Consider the following 21314-nt stretch of genomic DNA (forward strand, 5'->3'; position numbering starts at 1 on the left):
TAAACTCGCCCCTGCATTTCGTGTTTATCTTAAATGAAGTACCTAGTTCTCGCGAAGCTTGAACTGCATCAATGGCCCTAAATTCAACTACGCCTAACGGCTTGTTTTATTAAGGAGAATAAGGAACGTAGTTCTCGCGAAGCTCGAACTGCATCAATGGCCCTAAATTCAACTACGCCTAACGGCTTGTTTCATTAAGGAGAATAAGGAACGTAGTTCTCGCGGAGCTCGAACTGCATCAATGGCCCTAAATTCAACTACACCTAACGGCTTGTTTCATTAAGGGCCATAGAAAAACGGGACACATGGCCCCGCTGCTTCTTATTTCTCATCAATGACGATGCGAACTTTTTTGTACTCGGTTGGGACAGAGTAAACAATCGTCCTTATAGCGGAGATAGTACGACCTTTACGACCGATCACACGTCCAACATCGCTTGGATCAAGATCAAGATGATACTCTAAAAACTCAGGCGTATCTTCAATCTTGATAGTTAAGGCATCTGGCTGTGAAATCAAAGGTTTCACTATCGCAATAATGAGATTTTCAATCGTGTCCATATATCAACCTGCACTTCTATTATTTAGAGTATTTTGAATCGTGGAATTTCTTCAAAACACCTGCTTTTGAAAGGATGTTGCGAACTGTATCTGAAGGTTGAGCTCCATCAGCCAACCATGCAAGAACGCGATCTTCTTTCAAAGTCACTTGGTTTTCTTCAACAAGTGGGTTGTAAGTTCCAACTGTTTCGATGAAACGTCCGTCACGTGGTGAACGTGAGTCTGCAACGTTGATACGGTAGAAAGGTTTTTTCTTAGAACCCATACGAGTCAAACGGATTTTTACTGCCATTTTTAAAATTTCTCTTTTCTTATTTTTTATTTCGGTGAAATAGCTAAGCTATTTAGCACATGTTCTATTATAGCAGATTAAAAACAGCTGTCAAGTTTTTTTCTTGACAGACTTAAAAATTTTTTCAAAGTAGTAATTTTTTAATTTCTTCATAGGAAGATACCCTATAAGTCGGCTGCGCACTGCTATTATTAATCAACTTTTTGGGATTGTACCAGATAGAGTCCATTCCTGCATTATTGGCGCCAGCAATATCTGCCGTCAAGGAGTCTCCAATCATCAAAGTCTGAGACAGATCAAAATCTGGTATCTGCTCTGCTATTTTTTCATAAAATAAAGCTTCAGGCTTCTGAGTCCCCATCTTTTCTGAGATGAAAATATGGTTAAAATAGGGCGCAATATCGGAATGGGCCATGCGGCCGGTCTGAATAGCCGTGATGCCATTGGTCGCTCCGTAAATCTCATAATCAGCTGCTGTCAGACTGTCCAAAAGCTCGCTTGCACCAGCGTAGGTTTGTCCTTGCTGAGCAATATGCTGCTGATAAAGGAAGGCTAACTCGGCGCCATCCTTCTCAATGCCAAAATGAGCGAAAAGACGAGAAAAGCGAGTGTTGACCAGCTCCGGCTTGGTAATTTTTCCCTGTTCCAAATTCCGCCAAAGTCCCTTGTTCATGGGAATATAATAGTCTTTGTAGGTCTGAATCTCCGTCACGCCCTGCTCCTTCAAAAAGTGAGTCAAGGCAATGTCTTCTGCCGTATCAAAATCCAGTATCGTATGATCAAGGTCGAAAAGTAGAAATTTGTATGACAAAATCGAAATCCTTTCTGCAATTGTAGTAGATTTATTATATCATACTGTACCCAGACTGTACCCAGCAGTCCAATAGCTAAAGTAAACGCTAAGCTCAACTAAAAAAGTAACCTCAAAGGCGCTTTTTAGGCTCTGATTAAACCAATCAAATACAATACCTTTGGATTTGATAACTTTGGTAACTTTAAGAAATAAATCTTTCTCACTCTGAACATAAGAAAGGAGAGGACGTCGATTACCTTCTACAGGTTTTAAAATTTCATTAATCCATTATAGTTGACAAAGATACCTAACTTTTGGGATTTAGATTATTTTTTGCAAAGTCTCTTTTATAATAAATTACGAATTTTTTCTTTTATAAATGTGTTAAGAGGATAGTGTTTTTCAAGATATTCTAGGAGTGCCTGAGCAGATTCAGAAATTCGTTCGTAACCTTGCAAAAAGTAGGGTAATTGTTTGGCATCATTTGGATAACCTTTTTCAAATCGTCTGTTGCTGTTAAAAATATCTATAAAATTAGATTTAGAAGTTTTTTCCAAATTGATTAGTTCAGTCCAGAGCTTGACAGATCTGTTTTGGATGAAATCATAAGCAGCCAATTTTTCGCCTCGTTGATAACGACCTAGTCCTATATATAGATTGCATAAAATTTCTCCCAACAGCCATTCACGGTCTCTATTTTCTTTTGATGGCAATCTTTGTGGCTGGCAGATTGTTCCATCAAAACCGACCTCCTTCCAGATAATCTTGCCTTCAGCGAAGGGAATGTTTACTAGTTCATGAGCTTCAAAGACAGCAAATTCACAAAAAACATCATCTTCAAATAGAACTTTATGTCCGTCCACTGTATTTTGGTAGTGAAATACAATTGGTTCTAGCTTACTTAACCAGGTTAGGTCCTGGATATAGGCCTGCTTGTAGCCATCTTTTACAATAACAAAGAAGTCTAAATCTGAGTACTGATCCAATCGTTCTCTTTCTGCTCCGCAAGAACCAAGTGCCAGCAAAGCTAGTGCTTGGTTCGAATCTTTTAGAGACTGACCAATCTCATCTAGTCTTTGTAACAGTAATTCTGTTTTATTCATATCGTTACCTCATTCTTTCTTGTTTAACAAAAATTATACATTTAGCGCTTTCAAATGTCAATTTCATTTAATCCTAACTCTATAGATTGTATATTTTTGCTATAATAAATTGAATCATTTTACGGAGATTTTCTCATGTTATCAAGAGTTGAAAAATTTAAAGTAGTCTTTGATTAATTAGAAAGCGGTTCTTATCTTTAAAAAGATTAAATGATTTAGAAAATATTTGAGAAGGAAGAATATATCGACTTAACCATCAATTTGCAAACGGTAAGATCTTCCCTCAAACGATGAAAATATAAATACGACCGCGCGAAGAATGGCTAATTTACCTAATTAGGCATGAAACAATCATCGAAAAATATATTTTTTAAATTACTCATAAAACAATGAGTCGAAGCGAGTTATTCAAAGTCATATGTATTGCTGATATTTAAAAGAGCGATCTGAGACTCAATCTATATATAAAATTAGGACTGCTAAGTAAAGTGTGGACATTATACCACAATGCACAAAAAATCAACCGCTCAAAAATGAACGGCTGATTTCTAATCTATTTCACCACTGGAATCCAGAGTTCCATTTGATAATCTGGGGAGGACATATCTCCCTCGGTGTAAACTTCAAAGTCTGGTGCTCCTGAGTGACAATAACCTGTTTCTGGGAAGAAGACTTCCAAAACATATTTCCAAGCATGGTGGATGCTGGCAGGTATAGCCCCCTTGACTGGTACGATGGCATATTCAGCTGCTGGGATTTCCTTGATAGAAAGGCCTAGGGCTTCTGCTTTCGCTTTATCCGTCACATCATAAGCCGCCATGTAGTTAATGATTTCACCCTCTTTGACATCAGAGCAGAGGCCAAAGGATTGGCCACTGCCCATACTTTCTAAGCTTTCAAAGCTGTGATTTGCATAGAGCTGCTCCCAAGCAGATGGGCACTGGCTATTGTCGATAGCTTCCAATAGGACGCCTGCTACAGTAAAAGCAGGTTTCTTTTGAATCTTGATATCCATATTCTTTCCTCCTGTAATCTTTAAGGATAATTGAAGTCTAGGAAAGACCCGATAAGGTTTTCCATTTCGAACTTCTGAGGGGGTTGCACCATGGAATTTCTTGAAAGCTGCGCTAAAGGCATCCGCAGACTCATAGCCGTATTTCAGTGCTATATCAATGACTTTCTCAGAGCTTTCCTGCAAGTCCGTCACAGCTTCTGACAGCCTGCGATTGCGCAAGTATTCTGCTAAAGTCATATCTGCCAGAATGGAAAAGAGCCTGCTAAAGAGAGCATAAGAATAGCCCGATATCTGCTGAAATTTTTGCAAATCCACTTCTGCGTCCAATTTGCTTTCCAGATATTCCATGGTTCGATTGAATTGATGCATCATATTCTTTTTCACCTCTTGACTATAGTCTAACAGATATAAGATACTTCTGCCCTAGAATTTTTGTACAAGATTTAAAGGAGGATTTTTACAACCTATCCCGCAGCTTCTCCACAAAAAGATAAGCTGCTGGACAGGTCAGGGTATTTTTGATTGTCAGATGGTTAATCTGATGAATCTTCTTACGGTCTGTGTGAGGGAACTCTCGGCAGGCCTTGGGACGGACATCGTAAATCGAGCAGAGATTGTCTCCACCTAAAAAAGGACAAGGCATAGCCTTGAAGACCTTGTCACCGTCTTCGTCTACCTGCAGAAATTCCTCTTCAAAAGCCGGCAGCTTCATCTTGAAATACTTGGCAATACGGACAATATCGGCTTCCTTAAAGTCTGGCCCTAAAGTCTTACAGCAATTGGCACAGGCTGTACAGTCAATCTCCTCAAAGACCTCATCATGGATTTGCTGGGCAATCTTATCGAGGTTTTTTGGTGGCTTTTTCTTGAGACCGGCTAAAAATTTCCGGTGCTCTTTCTGCTTTTGCAAAGCTAGCTGATGGTACTTTTCAAGGTCAATTTCTTGAGTCATAAACTACTTTCTAATCAGTTGATTTTCGTTAGCATTATATCATAAATCTCAAAAAAATGAGACCTACTTTCAGGTAGACCTCATTTTCTTTGTTTTAAATATTGTTAGTTGGGCCTTTTTCATCAAGGCTCCATGTTTCCTCTATATATGAGATGACAGAAGCCAGAGTTTTTCGGTCGCCTTCAAAAGAGATCAAATATACTTTGTCGTCTTTTTGGAAAACCCAAGAAACAACTAGCTGCCCTGATTTCATAATTACATTCAGTTGGAAAGCTTCATTGCCAGAAACAGTGGATTTTGCTCCCCACATTTTTTCTACATCTTTATTATCATTCCAACTATAGGCTAGTCGCTGGGCGATTAACTCAGCATTGAAAGTTTCTCCATCTTGGACATGAGCTTTTTCTCTAGTATAGCCATTCATGGTAACGATATTATAAGCTGAACCATCCGTAAACTGAACGCTGTCGCCACCATCTAGGTCGGTGAACTTGATCCAATTACTTGGAATATCGATATAGCCGTAATCAGCCGAGCCAATGCGTTTAGTCTCGGTTGTAGTGGAAACATCTTTGTCACTAGCTTTATCAGATTTGCTGCTATCTTTTTGAGAAACTTGACTAGTTGTACTACTAGAAGTAGACGATTTCCGATTACCATAATTTTTAATAAGGCCACAAGAAGCCAGAGACAGACCAACCAAAACTGTCAAGAAACTAAGAAAATATTTTTTTGCCATAACAAATCTCCTTTTTAGACTACATGAGCCCGAACTATCTAGATTTCTATACTATCGAAACATTATAGATAACATAGAACGTTTCAAGATTGCTTCCATATCTTATTTTTAGGAACAGATCGATTTTTTCCTTCGCTTTGTAATGCTGAGCTCAGACGATTAATGTCAACTTTATTCCTCATCCATACTTAGGACGCTGAGGAAGGCTTCTTGTGGGACTTCAACAGAGCCGATCGCTTTCATCCGTTTTTTACCGGCCTTTTGTTTTTCTAGGAGTTTGCGCTTCCGAGAAACGTCACCACCATAACACTTGGCCAAGACATTCTTACGCAAAGCCTTGATGTCAGTCCGAGCCACAATCTTGTGTCCAATGGCTGCCTGAATGGGTACTTCAAACTGCTGACGAGGAATGATTTTCTTGAGCTTGTCTACAATCAGCTTACCACGCTCATAGGCAAATTCCTTGTGAACGATAAAGCTGAGAGCATCGACCTTGTCGCCATTGAGGAGGATATCCATCTTCACCAGCTTGGATGAGCGATACTCAGAGATTTCGTAGTCAAAGCTAGCATAGCCACGAGTAGAGGACTTGAGCTTGTCAAAGAAGTCAAAGACGATTTCAGCAAGCGGAATCTGATAGATGACATTGACCCGATTGTCATCAATATAATCCATGGTCACAAAGTCACCGCGCTTACGCTGAGCCAATTCCATCACCGCTCCGACAAATTCCTGCGGCACCATAATCTGCGCCTTGACATAAGGCTCCTCGATGGAATCAATCTTGGTCGGATCCGGAAACTCGCTTGGATTAGAGACATCAATGGCTTCACCATCTGTCAGATTAACCTTATAGATAACAGACGGCGCCGTCATAATCAAATCAATATTAAACTCACGCTCCAAACGCTCCTGAATAACGTCCATGTGCAGCAAGCCTAAGAAACCACAACGGAACCCAAACCCAAGCGCCTGTGATGTTTCTGGTTCAAATTGCAAACTAGCATCGTTTAGCTGGAGCTTTTCGAGAGCCTCACGCAGGTCATTGTATTTATTAGACTCGATTGGGTAAAGACCAGCAAATACCATCGGATTCATCTGCTTGTAGCCGTCCAAGGGCTCAGATGCTGGATTGTCCGCCAAAGTTACTGTGTCTCCGACCCGAGTATCCTGAACCGTTTTGATAGAAGCTGCGATATAACCAACATCCCCTGTTGCTAGGAAATCGCGGCCAATGGCCTTAGGCGTGAAGATGCCAACCTCAGTCACGTCAAAGGTCTTGCCATTGCTCATGAGCTGAATGGTATCTCCCGGCTTGACCACACCGTCCATCACCCGCACTTGCAGGATTACCCCACGATAGGCATCGTAGACTGAGTCAAAAATCAAGGCTTTGAGCGGTGCTTCAACATTTCCAGTCGGAGCTGGAACTTTTTCTACAATCTGCTCTAAAATATCTTCAATTCCGATACCAGCCTTGGCAGAAGCCAATACGGCTTCGCTAGCATCCAGTCCAATCACATCTTCAATCTCTGCCCGCACCCGCTCTGGATCCGCAGCTGGCAGGTCAATCTTATTGATAACTGGCAGGATTTCCAAGTCATTGTCCAACGCCAGATAGACATTAGCAAGGGTCTGAGCCTCAATCCCTTGGGCCGCATCAACCACCAAAATAGCCCCTTCACAAGCCGCTAGCGACCGCGATACCTCATAGGTAAAGTCCACGTGTCCCGGCGTGTCAATCAAGTGGAAGATATAGGTTTCGCCGTCCTTGGCAGTATAATTGAGCTCGATAGCATTGAGCTTAATGGTGATACCGCGCTCCCGCTCCAAGTCCATGCTGTCTAAAAGTTGGGCCTGCATTTCCCGGCTGGAAACCGTCTCCGTCGCCTCCAAAATCCGGTCAGCCAAGGTTGATTTCCCGTGGTCGATGTGGGCAATGATGGAGAAATTGCGGATTTTCTCCTGACGTTTTTTTAAATCTTCTAAATTCATTTTTCTCATCCTTTTAGGGTATTCTATTTATTATATCATGATTTTTCGAAAATAAAAACGACTGTAACCAAGACAGTCGACTTAATTTTCCATTTATCTAGAGTCTCATAAATACGGAGACGATTAGTCATGGACTTTTCTGAGTTTTTCAAGAGTTTCTAGGAAAATAGCTGGCGCTTCAGCCGTAAATTCCAGCACTTCGCCAGTCCGAGGATGGGTGAAGCCCAGTGTTCGCGCGTGCAGAAATTGGCCATGTCCCTTCAGGGTCTTACGTGGTCCATAGGCCTCATCTCCAGCGACTGGATGGCCGATATAAGCCATGTGAACACGGATTTGATGCGTCCGCCCCGTCTCCAACTGCAGCTCAACCAAGGTGTAATCCCCAAAACGTTCCAAGACTTGGAAACGTGTCAGGGCTGGCTTACCTTTAGCCGTTACGGCCTGCTTCTTGCGGTCTTTTTCACTACGGCCAATCGGCGCCTCAATCACTCCACGGTCGTTAGGCAGATTTCCATGGACAATCGCCCAGTATTTACGGAGGGATTTCTTATCCTTGAGTTCGTCTGCAAGTGCCAGATGGGCTTGGTCATTCTTGGCAATCATCAAAAGGCCAGAAGTGTCCTTATCAATCCGATGGACAATCCCTGGGCGCAGCACACCATTGATGCCAGAGAGATCTTTGATGTGGTACATGAGGGCATTGACCAGAGTACCGCTGGTATGCCCAGCTGACGGGTGGACCACCATGCCTTGCGGCTTGTTAACGACGGCTACATCCTCATCCTGATAGACGATTTCTAGTGGAAGATTCTCTGCCACATACTCAACTACCTCTGGCTCAGGTACTTCATAGGAAATGACATCATCCTCTTTGACGGCATACTTGGCTTTTTTTGCCAATCCATTAACCAAAATCTGGCCATTTTTTATCTGTTCATTGGCTAGACCACGGGATAGCTCCGTCAAGTCCGCCACTGCCTTGTCCAAACGCAGGCCTGCGGCTGCTGCATCAATTTTCAATTCCATTTGTTTCTTCCTTCAACATCACCAGTAATAAAATCGCTACTCCAACAGTCAAGTACATATCTGCTACGTTAAAAATAGCAAAATTGACAAAATCTAGCTGGAACATATCCACTACAAATCCTTGCTGAATCCGGTCAATGAAATTGCCCAAGCCACCAGCAATAATTAGAATGAGTCCCGTCAGCATCCACTTAGAAGCTTGGATATTTTTAATCAAATACCAAACAGCAACTCCAATCACGGTACAAGTTATCAAGGCGAAAAACCACTGCTGATTTTCCAAGATAGAAAAGGCTGCACCAGTATTTCGCAGGTAGGTCAAACTGATAATCTTAGGAATAAACTTTCTAACTTGGCCCAATGAAAAATTGGAAACAATATAATACTTGACTGCCTGATCAAGAGCAATCAAAAGAATAACTAAAAAAGGAATCGCAATTTTACGTTTCATACTTCTCTTTTCTGTGCAAAATATTCTTTCATAACAGCTACAAAAGCTTCGCCGACCTGACTCAACTCTACATCTTCCCTCTTGACATAGACCATGTGATTGTCTAAATTGTCTCGTAGTTTGATGACAGTGATTCCATTTACACTGTTGCTATCCAAAAAGCCAGATCCAGTCGCATAAGCATCCGTCCGCTCCAAAATCCCATTCAGCGTAGCTCGATCCGTCACATTAAACATCTGGGAGCTAGCGCTGGTATCGACAAAATTATCAGAATAATAGAGGTACTCATCCTTTTCCTGAGTGAAGCGAACGGTTGGCAAAGTGGCCAAATCTTCCATGACCAGTTCCTCCTTTTGAGTCAGAGGATGATCTTCCCGCAGATAAATGTGGGTCTGGAAAGGGATTAGCTCAATGACCTCCAAGCCGAGCTTCTCCACCCGCTGCATAATGCCCTTACTATTCTGATTGTTGAGATAAATAATCCCAATCTCGCTGTGGCCTTGGGCCACCTCGTCCAAAATCTGCACGGTTGTTGATTCAAAAATCCGGAAATTCTTATATTCTGGATACTTTTGAGAAAACTCCGTAATCAATGGCGGCAAAAAATCATAGTGTTGACTGGCAATGGAAAATTCATCCTTTTCCTCTTCAGGATTGGCATACTGATTTTGAAAGACATCAAATCCTTTGACCAATTCCTGAGCTCTCTCGTAAAATTCCATACCACGGCGGGTCAAGAAGGTTCCACTACTGGTTCGACGAAAAACTTTAAATCCCAGCTCCTTTTCCAAATCTCGCACCGCGATAGATAGACTGGGCTGGCTGACATACATCTTTTCTGCTGCTTCGCGGAAAGTTCCGCTGTTGGCAATAGCCACTACATAACGCAATTGTTGAATATTCATATCTTTTTCCTTTTACAAATACTCCTAATTATACCATAAAATCTGCCTTCCTCAAAGGCAGGCAGCGACTTTCCTCTTGGAAATACATCTCTGAAATCTGCATCATTTGCCTAAAATGTCCTTTGTGTATAAGAAGGTGACATAAAGAACGACGAGCAAGGCTATTAAGACCTCAAAAGCAAGCAGAATTTGCCCAGCTAGACCAAGATTCAACACGTTCAAAGACTGCTTCAAGGCTACAGCCGAAATAACCAAAGGGAAGGTAAAGGCAGAAAATCCTGCTGAAAAAGGACGCTTGATCAAACGAGGCAGTCGCCACAAAATAAAGGCATAAAAGCATTGACCCGAAATCAAGAGCAAGCTCAACAAGACAGGATTTGGCTGAGGAAAAGTAGCTACATAAGCCGCTGTCATCAAGGAAATAGGCGCACAAATCGTTGTTGTATTCGGGCGTACATTCTCTGCTAAGCCGATTTTATAGGTCTTATAAAGAACGATTGGCAAGACCAAAATAGTCGCTAAAAGCCCGTACCAGAAGACCAGCTGCCCCAAAGCTAACTGCTGGGGAACAGCAATGGTCAGAGGAGCGACACCAATCCCGACAAATAAGACCGTCCAAGCGGGAAAGACATTCTCCCACTTGAAAGGGAACACAAAGGTCAGGATATAATAGACCATCAAGAAAACCAGTCCGCTAAAGCTCAGCCACCACAGCACTTGCGCACTAATTTGGGCAAAATTCCCCAAGAAAGTCCAGCTCGCTAGATAAGTCGAAGCTACCATTCCCTGCATAAAAAAGGTCGGGAAGACCGAGGCCACTAGCGCTTGACCTAGTTGCTCTTTGACTTGCTTGGTATGCGTCAGCATTCCCATCACTAGATGGAGGAAAAACAAGAATGCCAGACTTGCTAAAAGATAACGCAAGAGTTGACTAACATCACCAACTAAATTTCCCAAGGCTAGTAATCCTAGTACCAAGCCCGCCTGAACTAAGAATGGCTCTTTTCTCTTTATCATCAACAGATCTCCTAACCTTAAAAGCACTTTTCTCCAAAGGATAATTCTTTTATTTTCTCTTAAAATAAACTGTTTCCGATTTTCGTTTAAAGCCCAATCTTTCATACAGCCTTAGGGCACCTGTATTCTGGGCTTCTACTACGATTTGACAGACTTGTCCATTTCGGCTAGCAAGGTCATTCAGGATAGATCTGACTAGGTGACTCCCTAAGCCCTGTCCCTGAAAGGTCGGATCCACAGCTAAGGCAAACAGATAATTACTTCCAAAACTTGTATCCACTGAGCAAGACGCCACGATATGACCGTCTTTTTTCAGTACATAGAGCAGGCTATCTGGGCTCTCCAGCGCTTGACTGGCATAGTGAAGCGCAGTCTCCATCGGCATTTCAAAAATCTGCGACTGAAACGCTGCAATCTCCGCAACCATTTCCTTTATCCCAAGTAAAACTTCCACGCCTTCTTTTTCTTCTTCAGGGAAAGTTCCTGCAGCCTGCTCCAGCCAGATTTCCGTTTCTTTCAAATCATAGTCAAACTTCTCAGCAAAGGTCGGATGGTCTGCTAAAAACTTGACTTCACTGATGTATTCAATTTGAGATAAATCGTATTTCTCTGCAATTTTGAAAAATTCCTGCAAAAGAGCGCTCGCTATGCCCTGTCTGCGATAGTCAGGCAACACATAGACAGATACCTCTGCTTGCCCCGGCTCATCCGCATAAACTGATAAAAAACCGACCGTTTGATGATCTAGGTTGGCCAGAAAAAAGGCTGGCATATCCCCATCAAAATTATAGGCGTTGTCCAGATAAGGAAGACGATAAGTCCCATCTATAACGTGGCAGTTTTGAACCAGCTCAAAGAGCTGATCTTTGATTTCCTGACTAGGCTTGCTATAAATCTGTATTTCCATCATTCTCCCTCACAAACTTGTATCCATAACAAATGTGCTACGTACTATTCTACTCCAACTCACTCAGATACTCATAGCGCTCATACTTTTCAAGAAGCTGGTCATTCTTGTCATCCAGCTCCTTCTGAAGTTCCGATAGCTTGGTAAAGTCCGAACCGTTCTGCTCCATCTCCGTCTCAATGGTGGCGATGCGTGCTTCCAGCTTCTCGATATCCGCCTCGATGGTCTCCCACTCTTGCTTTTCAAAGTAGCTCATCCGCTTCTTCTGCTCCCGCGCCTTGACGGACTTTTCCTTTTCTTTCTTTTGGGAAATAGCTGCGCTGGATTGTCTAAAAGCCTTCTCATCCAGATAGTCCGTGTAGTTGCCAAAGAACTCTCTGACCTGACCATCCTCAAAAGCTAAAATCTTGCTGGCTACCTTATCGAGGAAATACCGATCGTGACTAACTGTAATCACCGGTCCTGCAAAGCCCTGTAGGAAATTTTCTAAGACCGTCAAGGTTGCGATATCCAAATCATTGGTCGGCTCATCCAGAAGCAGGACATTAGGCTTTTCCAAAAGAAGCTTGAGAAGGTAAAGCCGCTTCTTTTCTCCACCAGACAATTTCTCAATCAAAGTGCCGTGGCTTGAGCGAGGAAAAAGAAACTGCTCCAAGAGCTCAGCAATGGATGTTGTGCCGCTCCCACTCTTAACTTCTTCTGCGACTTCCTGCAAATAATTGATGACCCGCTTGGACTCATCCAGCCCTTCAATCTGTTGAGAAAAATAAGCCACTCGAACTGTCTCACCGATTATGACCTGACCAGACTGAGGCTGCAACTGACCAGCAATTAGGTTAAGCAGAGTAGACTTACCCACTCCATTATCTCCGACGATACCTAGTCGATCTTTGTTTTGCAACAAGAGATTGAAATGCGACAAAATCTGCTTGTCTCCGTATGCAAAATCCACATCTCTAAACTCGATGACCTTCTTCCCAATACGACTGGTTTCAAAGTTCATCTCTAAGTCCGTCTGATTGGTCTGACCAGCCAAATCACTTTTGAGGTCATGGAAACGATTGATACGTGCTTGCTGCTTGGTCGCTCGCGCCTGAGGCTGACGGCGCATCCAAGACAGTTCCTGCTTGTATAGCTGCTGTTTCTTGTGTAGCAGGGCAGCATCGCGCTCATCCTGCTCAGCCTTGAGCCGAACATAGTCCTGATAATTGCCCTGATACTCAACCAAGCTCCCGCCGTCCAATTCAAAAATCCGCGTGGAAATATTATCCAAAAAATAGCGGTCATGAGTAATAAAGAGAACTGTCTTCTTTGAATTTTTCAGGAAATTTGTCAGCCATTCAATCGTATCAATGTCCAGATGGTTGGTCGGCTCGTCCAGCAGCAGCAAGTCTGCCTCTGAAAGCAAAACCTGCGCCAACTGAACCCGCCGGCGTAGACCACCGGAAAGCTGGCTGATTTTTGCTGACAAATCCGAGATACCAAGCTTGGATAGGACGGTTTTTACCTGACTTTCAATCTCCCAAGCATGCAGCGAATCCATTTCTGCCATGACCTTGTCTAGACGAGCTTGCTTGGCTTCATCATAAGCTGCCATGAGCAACTCGTATTCTCGAATAAGCTGCATTTCTCGCCAATCGCTGGACAAAACAGTATCCAAGACTGTCTTTTCTTCATCGAAGTCTGGTTCCTGAGTCAAATAGGAGATTTTATAGTCAGATTTTGCTGAAAAGGGATATACATCACCATCAAAGCCTGATTTGCCAGACAAGACATCCAGAAGGGTTGTCTTTCCTGTCCCATTGACTCCAATCAGCCCGATCCGATCCAAGTCGTGAATGATAAAAGAAATCTCTTGAAAGACTGTCTTATCCCCGACAGACTTACTCAGCTTTTCAACGATAAAGTCACTCATCCAACTTGCTCCTTAATAAAGTTCATAATCTCTTCCTTGCTATTTGCCAATTCTCCGTCGACAATGGCCCATTCAATTTTATTCAGGATTTTTCCCAATTCTGGCCCTGGTTTAAAGCCATAATCTCGGATCAAATGACTGCCCGTCATCACAATCTCATGTTTGTCATGAATGGTCAGAGCAGCATGTGTCACTTCAATAGCCTCAAACTCAACTGGTAAGCCTGCTGCTTGCCTCAAACTTTCCGCCTGTAGAATCAAATCCAAATCATACTGATAGCAATCACGCTTAGAAAGACTCCGCTCCTGCCGAATCTCATAAACAGCCACTAGCTGATTTACTCGCTTTTGAAATTCATTGGACGTTTTCCAATGCTTCAAAAACTTGCGAACATCTTTTACCTTCAAAGCCAGCAAAAGCGCAGCCCAAGCCTGCTCAGAACTAGAAAATTGAAAATCTTCTTCTAAACCGTCTAGTAGTTCCTGCAAAGCTTCTGCTGAATGTTTCATATCAGGAAGAAAGTCGTAGGCAGCAGCTTTGAGCAGGCTCTCCAGACCTTTTCGCCAGAAAGGTGCCATCAAGAGCTTGTCAAACTCGATAAAAATCCGCTCTACCGATATCTTCTCCAAAAGCGGCGCGCAATCTGCCATAGCCTGAAAGGTCAACTCTTCCAAATCAAAGTCTAAACCAGCCTGAAAACGGAAGCCCCGCATGATGCGGAGAGCATCTTCATTGAAACGCTCTGAAGCCACTCCAACTGCCCGCAGAGTGCGATTTTTCATATCTGCCAAACCGTTAAAGAGGTCCACAATCTCCCCCTCTTGGTTTAAAGCAAGTGCATTGATTGTAAAATCCCTACGCTTCAGGTCTTCTTCCAAAGAGCGCACAAAAGAGACCTGACTAGGCCTGCGGTAGTCCACATAGACATCCTCAGTCCGAAAGGTCGTTATCTCGTATTCCCCCTGGCCTTCCAAGACCAGAACCGTTCCATGCTCAATGCCAACATCGACAGTCCGAGGAAAGATGGTTTTGATCTCCTCGGGATAGGCCGAGCTGGCAATGTCCACATCGTGAATCGGCCGATTCAACAGAGCATCTCGTACAGAACCGCCGACAAAATAAGCCTCAAAACCGGCCTCTTTAATCTTCTCTAATACTGGCAAAGCCTCCTGAAACTCAGAAGGCATCTTCTCTAATCTCATAGTAAATGTTCCAATCCATAGACCAATTCAGAGCGCTTCACTACCTCTTTGATACCCAGATTTACCCCAGTCATAAAGGAAACCCGGTCATAGGAGTCATGCCGCAAAGTCAGCCCTTCTCCTTGACTACCAAAGATAACTTCCTGATGGGCCACTAAGCCCGGCAAACGCACTGAGTGAATCCGCATGCCGTCAAAGGCAGCTCCACGGGCGCCAGCCAACGATTCTTCTTCATCAGCCGCTCCCTGCTGCTTGCTCGTCCGAACTTGACTGATTAATTCAGCTGTTTTGATAGCCGTACCACTCGGTGCATCTTTTTTATTGTCATGATGCAGTTCGATAATCTCCACGTCTGGGAAATACTTGGCTGCTTGGGCTGCAAACTGCATAAGCAAAACAGCTCCCAGAGCAAAATTCGGCGCAATCAAACCGCCCAGACGCTTTTGACGAGATAATTGGGTCAAGTCTTCAATCTGCTCAGGCGTGAAACCAGTCGTTCCGACCACCGGAGCAAATCCATTCTCAAGAGCGAAGCGAGTATTTTCATAAGCCACTTTGGGAGTCGTAAAGTCAATCCAGACATCTGCCTGAAGACCAGCAAGTTCTTCTTTGGTATTGAAAACTGGAACTCCCGCTACTTCCTTTTCCTCTGTGAAAGGATCTAGCAGACCGGCCAATGCCAACTCAGGATCTTCTGTTACCATCTTATAGGCTGCTTGTCCCATCTTTCCCTTGAAACCAGCAATAATGACTTTTATACTCATCTAGAACCTCTCTCTATTCTTGACTAACCGCCCTGCAAAACTCTAGACCAGCGGAATGTAGGCCAAAGCGACACTACCCTCGCCCAAGTGAGTTCCAATTACACTACCAAAGGTAGCCAGAGGAATATCATCCGCTATGCCAGCCGCTATCAGCTGCTGGCGTAAGCTTTCCGCCTTCTCTTCAGCATTCCCATGAATCACTATGATCTGATAAGAAGCGGAGGCAGTTTTTTCCTCGACTACTTCAATCAATCTCTTAATCGCTTTCTTTTCCGTCCGAATCTTTTCAAAGACTTCGATGACCCCTGCATCGTTAAAATACAGAATCGGCTTGATACTTAGGAGATTTCCCAAAATAGCTGCGCCATTGGACAAGCGACCGCCCTTAACCAGATGATTGAGATCGTCAACCATGATAAAGGCACTGGTTCCATCGATTTGTCTCTGAATCTTGAGCAAAATCTCTTCAAAATCCTGTCCTTCCGCAGCCCAAGTTAAAGCATTTTCAACCATGAGCCCCAGCGGAGCACTGGTGATTTTTGAATCAGGAAAGGCGATTTTCAAGTCAGCAAACTCGTCCTTGAGATACTGGATATTTTGATAAAATCCTGAAATCCCACTGGATAAAAAGAGCCCCAGCACATGCGTGTAATCCTCGCTGGCAAGGCGCGTCAACGTCTCCTCCAACTCTGCCACACTAGGCTGACTTGTCTTTGGCAAATCATCTGCAGCAGCCATTTTCTCATAAAACTCACTGGCTGTCAGATTTTTTCCTTCCACATAAGTCTCTCCAGCAATCACTACTGGAATATCGAGCACAAAAAGATGGTCATTTCCACGAAGGCTATCAGGTAAAAAAGCGGACGAATCCGTTATAACCGCTAATTTCATCATTAGAACTCCAAATTAATACCTGGCAAATCTAGCGCAATCTCAGTCACTTCATAAGTCAAGCGATTGAGCATAGTCAAACAAGGACGCGCCAATTCTTCCACTTCTTCATGCTCAAACTCACTAGGTTCCTGCACCAAACGTCCTTGAATATGATTTGTCTGCGTGATCGTTCCACTAATTACAAAACGATCAAACACAATCATGAAAGTCAAAATCACAATCATGGATGTTGAATTCTTTTCTTCATTTCTTTCAATCAGCTGAAAATTCACGTCAACTTTTGTTTCAGGTGTTCCATTCTCTTTTTCCCATTCAAAATTGCGTGCATCAAAATGATACTGGCTGACAAATTCTTGTTCACGTTGTAATTCCATTACTATTCTCCTAAAAATATACGATAGTCCATTATAACATAATTTGATGTATCTTTCTAGCGATAATTGTTTTCAGGGCTCTATCCGGATAGGAAATGGTAACGGATTCTCACAAAGTCTGAAGCTGATTCTGGGCGTAATTTTTCCATACTTCCAAGTACTCACTCGTTTCACCTGTTTCTCTACGCTTAAAGAATAGATTAAATAAAAATCCAACAAAGCCTGGATAAGATTGTATTCTTACCAATTGGCAGGTCGAAGAAGTCAAAGGAATCACTTGACAATTTAAAATCGAATGCAGAAGAGAGTGTCTCGCATGTATCTCAATCAAAAAGGCTTCCTCATTGACCTCGCTTATTTCGCAAGACATTTTTATTCCTTCTTTTGTCACAATATCGTATTTTCTTCCTTCGTAGAAAAAGTCTTCTCCGCCCTCAAAGTGAATGGCTTGATTTGTTGATAAATTAGGAAGCCATTTATCCATCATTTTCAATGATTCCCAAGCAATTTTTGCATTCATATTCACAACTAACTTATCTGTATATGTTTTCATAATCTTATCCCATCTATTCAAATTATGGCAAAAAGAATCTTGATAAAGCATCAAGATTCTTTCGCATATGTTTTATTTTTCAAGTGGTTTACGCAAATATCCGAAAAGAATACCGCTGACAACTGCACCAATCAAGACATAGACAAGGTAAAGGATTGGGTTGTTTGTCAAACCGATGACGAAGATTCCTCCGTGAGGAGCCATAAGTTTGATGCCAGACAGACCAACAAGTGCACCTGTAAGAGCTGAACCGACGATAAAGCTTGGGATTGCACGGGCTGGGTCAGCAGCTCCAAATGGAATCGCACCTTCTGTGATGAAAGAAAGCCCCATAACGATATTTGTCAAACCAGAATCACGTTCTTCGGTAGTAAATTTATCTTTGAAAAGCAGAGTTGCCACGAATACTGCAAGCGGTGGAACCATTCCGGCTGCCATAACCGCTGCCATGACTGGAGAACCACCAGTTGAAACAGTGCTTGCCAGTGTACTTGTACCAAATACATAAGCTGCTTTGTTGACTGGTCCACCCATATCGACAGCCATCATACCACCGACTAAGAGACCGAGAAGAACCGCAGAGCTTCCGCTTAGACTAGCAAGGAAATCGTTGAGGGCTGTATTGATTGCTGACATAGGGATATTGACTGCCAGCATAAGGAATCCAGTCACAAGAACACCAAGAAGTGGCAAGAGCAAGATGGAACGAATACCTTCAAGTGAGCGAGGCAGACCTGCAAGTAATTTGCGAAGGACTAAAATCACACCACCAGCTAAGAAACCACCGACCAGAGCTCCAAGGAAACCAGATGATACACCCGCTAGAGAGAGTGTCTTCTCACCACCTGCAGCATAGGCAACACCACCAAATGATGCACCGCTGCTAGCAATTGCACCGGCTACGAAACCAGAAACCAAACCTGGCTTTTCAGCGATTGAGTAGGCGATATAACCAGCCAATACTGGCAACATGAAGCCAAAGGCTGCACCACCAATTGCCTTAAATTGAGCTGCAATCTCATGATAGCTTCCCAGATTAGAAAGCTGATCTTTTGGTACACCTAAGATCTGATCCAGCAAGAAGGCAATGGCAATCATAATCCCGCCACCAATAACGAATGGCAACATTTGAGAAACACCGCTCATCAAGTGCTTGTAGAAAGCACCACCCAAGCTAAGTTTTTCATTGCTGCTAGCTACTGCAGCGCCACCGTTAGCAGCCTTGTAGACTTCGGCATTGCCAGAAAGAGCTAAATTGATGAGTTCTTCTGTCTTGCGGATACCGTCTGCAACCGGGCGACTGATTAAAGGTTTGCCGTCAAAACGATCCATTTCAACAGCCTTGTCTGCTGCGATGATGACCGCTTTAGCTTTTTTAATGTCTTCTGCTGTCAGTTTGTTGCCGACACCGCTGGCACCATTGGTTTCAACCTTGATGCCGACACCCATTTCAGCAGCCACTTTTTGAAGGGCTTCTTGAGCCATGTAAGTGTGGGCAATCCCTGTTGTACAAGCTGTAACAGCTACGAGGAAGTAGCCAGATTCGTTGGCAGGAGCAACAGTTGCAGGCTCTTCTGCTTTTTCTGAAGCTTGGTCAAAAAGAGCAATAACTTCATCTGGCGAAGATACTTTACGCAATTTGTCAGCAAAACCGTCTTTCATCAAGTATTGAGACAATTCTGCCAAGGCAGCCAAGTGGGTGTCGTTAGCACCTTCTGGAGCTGCAATCATGAAGAAGAGGTCTGTTGGTTTACCATCCAAGCTTTCATAGTCAACACCCTTATTTGACTTGGCAAAGAGAACGGTTGCTTCTTTGACAGCAGAGTTCTTACTGTGCGGCATAGCGATTCCGTCACCCAAACCAGTTGAAGTCAAGGCTTCACGCGCCAAAATGCCTTCTTTAAATGTTTCAAAATCCGTCACATAACCGTGATCGACCAAGCTTTTGATCATCTCTTCGATGACGGCTGTTTTTTCAGTTGCCTGCAAATCTAGCAACATGACATCTTTTCTCAATAGGTCTTGAATTTTCATCGTTTTTCTACCTCAACTTTTTCATATGTTTCTTTAATAAATTCCGCAGTTGCCAAGTCATCTGAGAAGGTAGTTGCTGTTCCACAAGCGACTCCCCATTTGAAGGCTTCTACTGCATCTTTGGATTTGACAAATTCACCTGTAAATCCAGCGACCATAGAGTCGCCAGCTCCAACTGAATTTTTCACTGTCCCCTTGATTGGTTTTGCGAAGTAGGCTCCCTCAGATGTGACAAGGAGTGCACCGTCCCCAGCCATAGAGATGATAACGTTTTGGGCACCTTTAGTCAGCAATTCTCGAGCATATTTCTCGATTTCATCTAAACTTTCGATTTTCACTCCAAAGATGGCTCCAAGTTCGTGATTGTTTGGTTTGACCAAAAGTGGCTGGTAGTCTAAACTATCAATCAAGCTCTGTCCTTCAAAGTCGCACACTACTTGCGCACCAGTCTGGCGCGTCAAGGCAATCAGCTCCTTGTAGATGATATTACCTAGGTTCTTGGCACTTGAACCTGCAAACACAACTGTATCTTCGGCAGTCAAGCTGGATAAAATAGCTTTCAATTCTTCTAACTGTGCTGGTTCGACAGTTGGACCTGTTCCATTGATTTCTGTTTCTTGGTCTGCTTTAATCTTGACATTGATACGCGTATCTTCTGCCACTTGGACAAAGCGTGTCTCGATTTCTTCCTCTGCCAATGTATCTGTGATAAATTTACCAGTAAAGCCTCCGATAAATCCAGTCGCTGTGTTTGGAATATCCAAGCGTTTCAAGACACGACTGACATTGATTCCTTTCCCACCAGCAAACTTATCATCACTGTCCATCCGATTAACACTACCGATCTCTACTTTATCTAAGCGGACGATATAGTCAATGGATGGATTGAGTGTGACTGTATAAATCATGCTTCTATTACCTCCGTTTTTTCTTTAATCTTTTGAATCACTTCAGATTCAGTTTGGTTTGTAATGAGCCTTGCGCGCGATACTGGTGCCACTTTTGCAAAAGATGTATTGCCCAACTTTGAGGCATCAGCCAAAACATAAGTTCTCTTAGCATTTTCGAGAATAGCGCGTTTCACTGCTCCTTCTTCCATATCCGGAGTCGTGAAAAATCCATCGTCAATTCCATTCATTCCGATAAAAGCCTTGTCAAAATTTAGTTGTCCGATTTGATTTAGAGCGACACCGCCGATACTGGCATCTGTCGACCGTTTCACGACACCACCAATAATCACAGTGGGAATGTTGCGCTCCACCAGCTTAGTCGCATGGTGGATAGAGTTGGTCACCACTGTCACGCTTGGATCATGCAATTCATTGACTAAGAGTTCATTGGTTGTCCCTGCATCAATAAAAATGACATCGTATTCTTGAATCAAGCTGGCTGCTTTTTGAGCAATCCTAGTTTTTTCTTGAATGTTTTTGATAGATTTTTCTTGATTGCTTTCTTCCTCCTGCAAGAAGTGAAGACTCTCGGCACCGCCATGCACACGCCTCAACTTCCGCTCGCTTTCAAGCTCATCTAAATCTCTTCTAACAGTTGATTCTGAAGTGTTTAAAGCTTTTACTAGATACTCTAAAGAAACAAATTTATCTTTCATAACTTTCTCGAGAATCAGCTGCTTTCTTTTCGACTTCAGCATAGAATACCTCCTCTGCAATCGATTACAGTTCTATTATATAAGATTAAATTTCAAAGTCAAGCATTTTCTATCATTTTCTATCAAAATAAATTATTTGTTTGAATATAGAAAAAAGAAGCCTATTAGGCCAGATTGAAGACAAACATTCCAAATGGTGTTTGTCTTTTTCTGTTT

The 21314-nt window shown here is 43.0% G+C and carries 22 protein-coding genes; all 22 read right to left on the bottom strand.

All coding sequences use genetic code 11. The features are described 5' to 3' along the window. Positions 1-321 precede the first annotated feature (321 nt). A complete protein-coding gene (gene kphA / locus HBA50_RS05715) occupies positions 322-561 on the bottom strand; it encodes an RNA-binding protein KphA (protein WP_005590445.1) in 240 nt (79 codons plus the stop codon). Between the two features lie 19 nt (positions 562-580). Continuing rightward, entirely contained in the window at positions 581-853 is a 273-nt protein-coding gene (gene rpsP / locus HBA50_RS05720; RefSeq protein WP_005590447.1) for a 30S ribosomal protein S16, read from the bottom strand. A 124-nt stretch (positions 854-977) separates the two neighbouring features. Beyond that, the gene (pynA, locus tag HBA50_RS05725; protein WP_045497636.1) at positions 978-1664 is read right to left on the bottom strand and encodes a pyrimidine 5'-nucleotidase PynA; all 687 of its coding nucleotides are present in this window, start codon (positions 1662-1664) and stop codon (positions 978-980) included. A gap of 329 nt (positions 1665-1993) precedes the next feature. Further along, a complete protein-coding gene (locus HBA50_RS05730; RefSeq protein WP_045497639.1) occupies positions 1994-2749 on the bottom strand; it encodes a hypothetical protein in 756 nt (251 codons plus the stop codon). Between the two features lie 553 nt (positions 2750-3302). Continuing rightward, positions 3303-4136 (bottom strand): AraC family transcriptional regulator, encoded by an 834-nt coding sequence (locus HBA50_RS05735; RefSeq protein WP_045497642.1) that lies wholly within the window; start codon positions 4134-4136, stop codon positions 3303-3305. Between the two features lie 85 nt (positions 4137-4221). Further along, positions 4222-4716 (bottom strand): YkgJ family cysteine cluster protein, encoded by a 495-nt coding sequence (locus HBA50_RS05740; RefSeq protein WP_002900210.1) that lies wholly within the window; start codon positions 4714-4716, stop codon positions 4222-4224. Between the two features lie 94 nt (positions 4717-4810). Beyond that, positions 4811-5455 carry a hypothetical protein gene (locus tag HBA50_RS05745; RefSeq protein ID WP_005590456.1) on the bottom strand — a complete coding sequence of 215 codons (645 nt, stop codon included), beginning with the start codon at positions 5453-5455 and terminating at the stop codon, positions 4811-4813. A 171-nt stretch (positions 5456-5626) separates the two neighbouring features. Next, on the bottom strand, positions 5627-7450 hold the full coding sequence (lepA, locus tag HBA50_RS05750; protein ID WP_045497646.1) for a translation elongation factor 4: 1824 nt from the start codon (positions 7448-7450) through the stop codon (positions 5627-5629). Between the two features lie 123 nt (positions 7451-7573). Further along, a complete protein-coding gene (locus tag HBA50_RS05755) occupies positions 7574-8476 on the bottom strand; it encodes an RluA family pseudouridine synthase (protein WP_045497649.1) in 903 nt (300 codons plus the stop codon). Then, a complete protein-coding gene (gene lspA, locus HBA50_RS05760) occupies positions 8460-8927 on the bottom strand; it encodes a signal peptidase II (protein WP_045497652.1) in 468 nt (155 codons plus the stop codon). Before lspA ends, HBA50_RS05755 begins: the two co-directional genes overlap by 17 nt. After that, complete coding sequence (locus HBA50_RS05765) at positions 8924-9832, bottom strand: LysR family transcriptional regulator (RefSeq protein ID WP_045497655.1); 909 nt, start codon at positions 9830-9832, stop codon at positions 8924-8926. Before HBA50_RS05765 ends, lspA begins: the two co-directional genes overlap by 4 nt. Before the next feature lie 102 nt (positions 9833-9934). Further along, positions 9935-10849 carry a TDT family transporter gene (locus HBA50_RS05770; protein ID WP_045497658.1) on the bottom strand — a complete coding sequence of 305 codons (915 nt, stop codon included), beginning with the start codon at positions 10847-10849 and terminating at the stop codon, positions 9935-9937. A 49-nt stretch (positions 10850-10898) separates the two neighbouring features. Continuing rightward, entirely contained in the window at positions 10899-11756 is an 858-nt protein-coding gene (locus HBA50_RS05775) for a GNAT family N-acetyltransferase (RefSeq protein ID WP_045497661.1), read from the bottom strand. Positions 11757-11805: 49 nt separating this feature from the next. Continuing rightward, positions 11806-13671, bottom strand: coding sequence for an ABC-F family ATP-binding cassette domain-containing protein (locus HBA50_RS05780; protein ID WP_045497664.1), 1866 nt, complete (start codon positions 13669-13671; stop codon positions 11806-11808). Beyond that, entirely contained in the window at positions 13668-14873 is a 1206-nt protein-coding gene (locus tag HBA50_RS05785; RefSeq protein ID WP_045497667.1) for a CCA tRNA nucleotidyltransferase, read from the bottom strand. Before HBA50_RS05785 ends, HBA50_RS05780 begins: the two co-directional genes overlap by 4 nt. Then, a complete protein-coding gene (dapB, locus tag HBA50_RS05790) occupies positions 14870-15637 on the bottom strand; it encodes a 4-hydroxy-tetrahydrodipicolinate reductase (protein WP_045497670.1) in 768 nt (255 codons plus the stop codon). The genes HBA50_RS05785 and dapB overlap by 4 nt, the downstream gene beginning before the upstream one ends. 42 nt (positions 15638-15679) lie before the next feature. Then, positions 15680-16528 carry a DegV family protein gene (locus HBA50_RS05795; RefSeq protein ID WP_045497720.1) on the bottom strand — a complete coding sequence of 283 codons (849 nt, stop codon included), beginning with the start codon at positions 16526-16528 and terminating at the stop codon, positions 15680-15682. A 2-nt stretch (positions 16529-16530) separates the two neighbouring features. After that, positions 16531-16905: a DUF1149 family protein gene (locus HBA50_RS05800; RefSeq protein ID WP_005590470.1), complete on the bottom strand. Its 375-nt coding sequence runs from the start codon at positions 16903-16905 to the stop codon at positions 16531-16533. Positions 16906-17014: 109 nt separating this feature from the next. Continuing rightward, on the bottom strand, positions 17015-17509 hold the full coding sequence (locus tag HBA50_RS05805; RefSeq protein WP_080940854.1) for a hypothetical protein: 495 nt from the start codon (positions 17507-17509) through the stop codon (positions 17015-17017). 21 nt (positions 17510-17530) lie between these two features. Beyond that, entirely contained in the window at positions 17531-19492 is a 1962-nt protein-coding gene (locus HBA50_RS05810; RefSeq protein WP_045497673.1) for a PTS fructose transporter subunit IIABC, read from the bottom strand. Further along, a complete protein-coding gene (gene pfkB / locus HBA50_RS05815; protein WP_045497676.1) occupies positions 19489-20400 on the bottom strand; it encodes a 1-phosphofructokinase in 912 nt (303 codons plus the stop codon). Before pfkB ends, HBA50_RS05810 begins: the two co-directional genes overlap by 4 nt. Further along, a complete protein-coding gene (locus HBA50_RS05820; RefSeq protein WP_045497679.1) occupies positions 20397-21140 on the bottom strand; it encodes a DeoR/GlpR family DNA-binding transcription regulator in 744 nt (247 codons plus the stop codon). The genes pfkB and HBA50_RS05820 overlap by 4 nt, the downstream gene beginning before the upstream one ends. Positions 21141-21314 lie beyond the last annotated feature (174 nt).

The sequence above is a fragment of the Streptococcus cristatus ATCC 51100 genome (assembly GCF_011612585.1).
GTDB classification, from domain to species: domain Bacteria; phylum Bacillota; class Bacilli; order Lactobacillales; family Streptococcaceae; genus Streptococcus; species Streptococcus cristatus_H.